Below are 6,000 nucleotides of genomic sequence, written 5' to 3'. Positions count from 1 at the left end.
CGAGGACGGCAGCGTCGACTATCCGACCCTGCGCACGCTGATCGACTGGCATGTCGGCGAAGGCACGGACTGCATCGGCGTGGTCGGCACCACCGGCGAATCGCCGACGGTCAATGTCGAGGAGCACTGCGAGATCATCCGCGTCGCGGTGGAGCAGGCGGCGGGCCGGGTGCCGGTCATGGCCGGTTGCGGCGGCAACTCCACCGCCGAGGCGATCGCGCTGGCGCGCTATGCGGCCGGCGTCGGCGCCGACAGCCAGTTGCAGGTCGTCCCGTACTACAACAAGCCCGGTCAGGAAGGGCAGTATCGCCACTTCCGCGCGATCGCCGAAGCGACCGGCGACCTGCCGATCGTGCTCTACAACGTGCCGGGCCGTTCGGTCGCCGACATGCAGCACGACACCGTGCTGCGGCTGGCCGAGGTGCCGGGCATCGTCGCCATCAAGGAAGCCACCGGCAACATCGAGCGGGCCCAGTGGCTGGTCCGCGACCTGCCCGAAGGCTTCGCGGTCTACTCGGGCGACGACGCGACCGCGGTCGCGTTGATGCTCTGCGGTGGCCACGGCAATGTCAGCGTCACCGCCAACGTCGCGCCGCGGCTGATGAGCGCGCTGTGCGCGGCCGCGCTGGCGGGCGATGTCCGGGGGGCGATGGAGATCCAGCGGCGCCTGCTGCCGGTGCACAAGCAGTTGTTCGTCGAGGCCAACCCGATCCCGGTGAAGTGGGCGATGCACCGTCTCGGCCTGTGCGGCGGCACGTTGCGCCTGCCGATGACCGAGCTCGAAGCCGGTCACCAGCCTGCGGTCGAAGCCGCCCTGCGGTCCGCGCAACTGCTGTAACCCAGAGGCATCCGCCTTACGGGCCGGCCTGCCGTCGTCGTGGAGGCGGGCGGCCTGAGACAATGCCGGCCTGCAGGCAGGTCCGCGCTGGCCGCGCGGGTCAGACCGCGCGCAGGGCTGTCGTGATCGGAAGCCGCGCGGCACGCAGGGCCGGGAACAGGCCGCCGGCCAGGCCGATGCCGAGTGCCCATTTCAGGCCGGTCCACAGCAACTGCGGCGTGACCTCGAATGCGAACACGACCTGGCTGAAGTTCGCGCTCATGGTCGACACGCTGTAGCCGTTGAACACCGTCCACGCCAGCGCGCCGCCGAGCAGCCCGCCCAGCAGGGCGAGCAACATAGTCTCCAGCATCACCGCAACGACCACGGGCAGTCCACGGAAGCCGAGCGCACGCAAGGTCGCGATTTCACGTGCGCGATTGGCGACCGCGGCATACATCGTGTTGAGTGCGCCGAACACCGCGCCGACCGCCATGATCGCGCCGATCACGGTGCCGAGCACGTTGATCAGCGTGGTCAGCCCCGAGGCCTGCTTGCCGAAATAGTCGCGCGTGCCCAGCGCATCGAGCTTCATCCGCGGATCGGCATCCAGCGCGGCCTGCAGGCGCTTGAGCCCGTCGTTGCCCGCGAGTTTGACGGTGACGGTCTGGTAGGCGCTGCGGCGGTAGAACGATGACAGCGTCTCGATGTCGGTCCACAGTTCCGAGTCCATCGAATCGCCGGACGCGAAATGGCCGACGATGGTCCAGTCCTGGTTGCTCAGGCGCAGGGTGTCGCCGATCTCCACGCCCCGGTACTGCGCGGCGACGCCCTGGCCGACGATCAGCTCGCGCAGGCCCGGCTGGAACCTGCGGCCGCTGACGATGCGCACGTTCGGGCGGATCTCCCAGGCCAATGAGCCGATACCGCGCAACTGCACGTTGGCATCGTTGCCGTCGGCCTTGGTCGGCAGGTTGATGACCTGGGCGAGTTCGGTGGTGACCAGCGGGCGGCCGTCCGGGTTGCGGGCGACGCCATCGAGGTTGGCCAGCAGCACCGCCTGGTCGCGCGTCACCACCGAGTTGATCTCGACCTGCGAACCGCCGCGCAGCACGATCGCGGTGTCGTCGCTGCCGCTGCCGCGCAGCGTCGACTGGAAGCCTTCGCCCATGGCCAGCATCGCGACCAGCACGCCGACAACGCCGGCGATGCCGATGACGATCACCGACGCCGCGCCCCAGCGCTGCGGCAGGCTGGCAATGCCGACGCCGGCCGCGGCCAGCGCCAGCCGGCCCTGGCGGCTGTAGCGCAGCCATGCCGCCGCGGCGATCGCCAGCGCCAGCACGCCCTGCCAGGGCATCGCGATCCACAGGCCCAGGCCGGCGAGCAGCGCGACGATCGTCAGCAGGTTCCACAGCCAGGGTCGTTTCATCGTTCCATTCTTCTCATTGCCGCGCCGTCATCGGCCCGCCAGCGCGTCGACGATGCTGAGCCGCATCGCGCGCAGGGCCGGCAGTGCGCCCACCAGCACGCCGATCAATACCATCAGGATCAGGCCCAGTGTCCAGGTTTCCGAGGGGATGCCGCCGAGCGCGACCATGCCGCCGCTGGCCGCGCCGATGACCGGGATGATCGCGCTGGCCAGGGACATGCCGAGCACGCCGCCGAGCACGATCAGCAGGATCGACTCGGCCAGCACCAGCCATAGCACCGCGGTGTTGGTGAAGCCCAGCGTCTTCAGGACCGCGAGTTCCGGGATGCGTTCGCGCACGGCCTGCGCCATCGTGTTGCCGGTCAGCAGCAGCAGCGTGAAGAACACCGCCGCCATGATCGCGGTGACGATCAGCCCGATGTCGGCGAACTGCTTGGCGAACGACTGGTTGAAGGCCTGCTCGGTCTGGCTCTTGGTCTCGCGGTCGGAGTTCTCGGAGATCGCGTCGATTGCCTGCGCGATGCGGCTGGCCTGTGCCGGGTCTTCCAACTGCACCACCAGCCAGCTGACCCGGTTCTTCATCATCGTGTTGGATTCGTCGAAGTACTTCCAGTGCATGAAGAGCTGCTGTTCTTCGCCCTTGCGCTTGCTGTCGCGGATATCGAAGATCGCGCGCAGCGTCAGCGGCCAGTTGTTGCTGCCGTCGGCGTTGGGAAAGATCGTCGCCTGCAGCGGGATGGTGTCGCCGATCTTCCAGCCGAACTTGTTGGCCAGGGTACGGCCGACGACCGCGCCGGCCTGGTCGCCATCGAAGGCGCGCCGCTGCTCGGGGTCGATGATGTATTCCGGATACAGGTCGAGGTAGCCCTCGCCGATCGAGAAGTTGGGGAAGAAGTTGCGCGCATCCTGATAAATGCCGCCGAACCAGGTGCCGGTCGCGACCTTGCGCACGCCGGGCACCGACGCGACCTGGCGGTCGAGGCTGGACGGCAGCATCTGCGTGATCGACAGCTTGGACGCGACGACGAGCCGGTTGGCGCCATCGACACCGCCACCGGAATTGAAGGCCACGCGCACCGAGTCGAGCAGCCCGAACAGCAGGAACGCGGTGATCACCGACATCAGCGTCAGCAGGGTGCGCGTCTTGCTGCGGAACAGCGCCGACCAGACCAGGGAGAAGTACTTCATGACGTCGCCCTCGCGTCGCTGGCATGGGTACCTTCAACCGCTGCCGCGAAGGCGTGCAGACCTGCGAGCCGAAGCCTGCAAGGGCGGCGGCAGGACGACAGGTGTCTGCTGTAGTCGACGCAAACCACCGGCTTTTGACCGCGTGGAAGCGAAGCGGACAACGCCAGACCCGGAGGGCGCCGCACAGGGATGTGCGGCGTTTTCCGACCGAGCCATGGATGGCGAGTCGGAAAATCCCGGAACGAATGACGGATGTGGCTGATGTTGTCGAGGAAGCGTTTTTCTTTGGTTCCGTTTCTTTTGGCGCTTTCCAAAAGAAATGAACCCGGCCGCGCCAGCGGACGGAAGCTGTTGCTGTCGACGTGCCAACCCCGCACAGACGACAGGTCGGCATCTGCGCGGCCGCATCGCCAGTTCGAGCGCCCGTGGGTCGCCATCATCCTGCCCTCAATGTCCCACCGGGGCATCCACCAGCTCGCCCTTGTCGAGATGGATGATGCGGCTGGCCGACTCGGCGGCGCGCGGGTCGTGGGTGACCATGATGATGGTCTTGCCGTGCTGGCGATTCAGCGTGCCCAGCAGCTCCAGGATCTCCTCGGCCGAATGGCGGTCGAGGTCGCCGGTGGGCTCGTCGCAGATCAGGAAGGTCGGATCGGAGACGATCGCGCGGGCAATCGCGACGCGCTGCTGCTGGCCGCCGGACAGTTCGTTGGGGCGATGGTGGCGGCGGTCGTCCAGGCCGACCAGGGCCAGGGCGATCGCGGCGTTGCGCTTGCGTTGGCCGGCATCGAGATGGGTCAGCAGCAGCGGCAGTTCGACGTTCTTCTGCGCAGTCAGCGTCGGCATCAGGTTGTAGAACTGGAACACGAAGCCGGCATGGTGGCTGCGCCAATGCGCGAGCTGGCGATCGTTCATGCGGTCGATGCGCTGGCCTTCGATCTCGATCTCGCCGCTGGTGGGCGTATCCAGTCCGCCGATCAGGTTCAGCAGCGTGCTCTTGCCCGACCCCGACGGCCCCATCAGCGCGACGAAGTCGCCATGCGGGATGTCCAGGTCGATGCCGTGCAGCACCTGCACCTTTTCGGGGCCGCGCTGGTAGGTCTTGGTCAGCCGGCGCACGGATACCAGGGCCTCCATCAGCGCGCTCCCGTCCCATGCATGGCCGGGCGCCGCGCTGCGGGCATCACGACGATCGTCATCCGGGTGCCGGCCGTCATGCCGATCCGCGCGCCGATCACTTGGCGTCGTCCTTGACGGCGGTCGCGACCTTGGCGCCGTCGACCAGCTCGGTGGCAGGGTTCAGCACGACCACCTCGCCGGCCTTCAGGCCGTCGGTGATCTCGCGTTCGGTGCCGAGCGCGCGGCCCAGCGCGACCTTGCGCTGCGCGACCACGCCGTCGGCGAGCACGAACACCACGTCGGCATCGTCGCGCTTGGCGACCGCCTCGTTGGCGACGCGCACACCGGTGGCCGGCTTGCCGTCGGTCGTGGCCAGGCTCTCCATGAAGCCGACCTTGACGCCCATGTCCGGCACGATCCGCGGGTCGCGCGCCTTCAGGGCGATGCGCACCTTGACCGTGGCCTTGCCGCGGTCGGCGGTCGGGATGATCGCGATGACCTCGGCCGGGATCTTCCAGTCCGGATAGGCATTGAGGGTGGCTTCCACCGGCATCTTGGGTTGCACGCGGCCGATGTAGGCCTCGCCGACGTCGACTTCGACTTCCAGCGATTCCATGTCGACGATGGTGCCGATGCCGGTGCGGGTGAAACCGCCGCCCGCGGACAGCGGCGAGACGATTTCGCCGGGCTGCGCGGCCTTGGCGATGACCACGCCGGCGAACGGCGCACGCACGATGGTGTTGTCGACGCCGATGTCGGCGATCTGCAACTGGTCGCTGGAGACGCGGGCGTTGCGCTGCGCGGTCACCAGTTGCGCGCGCAGGGCGTCGCGGGTCGCGATGGCCTGTTCGTGCTGCGCCTGGGAGACCAGTTGCTGCCGCACCAGCGCGCCCAGGCGCCGGGCATTGGCCTCGGCCTCGGAGAGCTGGGCCTGGATCGCGCTGGCCTGGCTGCGGGTCGCTGCCAGTTGCGCCGTGGCGAGGCTGCGCTGGGCGTCGGCGTCGATTGGTTCCAGGCGTGCCAGCACCTGGCCTTCCTCGACCCGCATGCCTTCCTCGATCAGCACTTCCTGCACCTTGCCGGTGACCTTGGACGAGACCGTGGCCATGCGCCGTGCGACCACGTAGCCGCTGGCGTCGAGCACCGACACGCTGGCCGGGGCGTTGCCGCCGGTCAGTGCGGCGACGGTAGTGGTTTCGACGGTGGGCGGTTTGCCGCGGCCGCCCAGCAGCAGGCCGGCGACCACCAACAACGCGACGATCGCCAGGGCGATGATGATCCAGCGTCGGCGGCGCGACGGCTGCGGGCCGTCGTTGCGGTCGATGCGGAGTTCCTTCAGCAGGTCAGCATTTGTGTTCATGGCAGCCAAGACGTGGGTGAGCGGCAAGTGTGACCGTGCAGGCGGGACCGGCGATGCGGTGCCGGGGCCAATCCCCGGCCCGGG

The 6,000-nt window shown here is 68.3% G+C and carries 6 protein-coding genes; 2 read left to right on the top strand and 4 right to left on the bottom strand.

Going from position 1 to position 6,000, the window contains the following annotated elements:
* Nucleotides 1–838: 4-hydroxy-tetrahydrodipicolinate synthase (gene dapA, locus ACYX7E_RS17115; protein WP_462081811.1), on the top strand; the 838-nt coding region annotated here is incomplete at its 5' end.
* A 100-nt stretch (nucleotides 839–938) separates the two neighbouring features.
* Here the strand turns inward: dapA and ACYX7E_RS17110 are convergent.
* Both ACYX7E_RS17110 and ACYX7E_RS17105 read right to left on the bottom strand, forming a co-directional pair.
* Nucleotides 939–2,249 carry an ABC transporter permease gene (locus tag ACYX7E_RS17110; RefSeq protein ID WP_462081810.1) on the bottom strand — a complete coding sequence of 437 codons (1,311 nt, stop codon included), beginning with the start codon at nucleotides 2,247–2,249 and terminating at the stop codon, nucleotides 939–941.
* A gap of 27 nt (nucleotides 2,250–2,276) precedes the next feature.
* The gene (locus tag ACYX7E_RS17105; RefSeq protein WP_462081809.1) at nucleotides 2,277–3,437 is read right to left on the bottom strand and encodes an ABC transporter permease; all 1,161 of its coding nucleotides are present in this window, start codon (nucleotides 3,435–3,437) and stop codon (nucleotides 2,277–2,279) included.
* Nucleotides 3,438–3,460: 23 nt separating this feature from the next.
* On the opposite strand from ACYX7E_RS17105, the gene ACYX7E_RS17100 reads away from it, so the two are divergent.
* The gene (locus tag ACYX7E_RS17100; protein ID WP_462081808.1) at nucleotides 3,461–3,760 is read left to right on the top strand and encodes a hypothetical protein; all 300 of its coding nucleotides are present in this window, start codon (nucleotides 3,461–3,463) and stop codon (nucleotides 3,758–3,760) included.
* A 124-nt stretch (nucleotides 3,761–3,884) separates the two neighbouring features.
* Here ACYX7E_RS17100 and ACYX7E_RS17095 read toward each other — a convergent pair whose 3' ends face one another.
* Both ACYX7E_RS17095 and ACYX7E_RS17090 read right to left on the bottom strand, forming a co-directional pair.
* Nucleotides 3,885–4,574, bottom strand: a complete 690-nt coding sequence (locus ACYX7E_RS17095) for an ABC transporter ATP-binding protein (RefSeq protein WP_462081807.1) — start codon at nucleotides 4,572–4,574, stop codon at nucleotides 3,885–3,887.
* 97 nt (nucleotides 4,575–4,671) lie between these two features.
* Nucleotides 4,672–5,916, bottom strand: a complete 1,245-nt coding sequence (locus ACYX7E_RS17090) for an efflux RND transporter periplasmic adaptor subunit (protein WP_462081806.1) — start codon at nucleotides 5,914–5,916, stop codon at nucleotides 4,672–4,674.
* Between the last annotated feature and the right edge of the window lie 84 nt (nucleotides 5,917–6,000).

It is taken from the genome of Luteimonas sp. RIT-PG2_3 (assembly GCF_054902115.1).
Note: the sequence above shows the minus strand (reverse complement) of the source record. Positions and strands in the feature narration are given on the sequence as shown.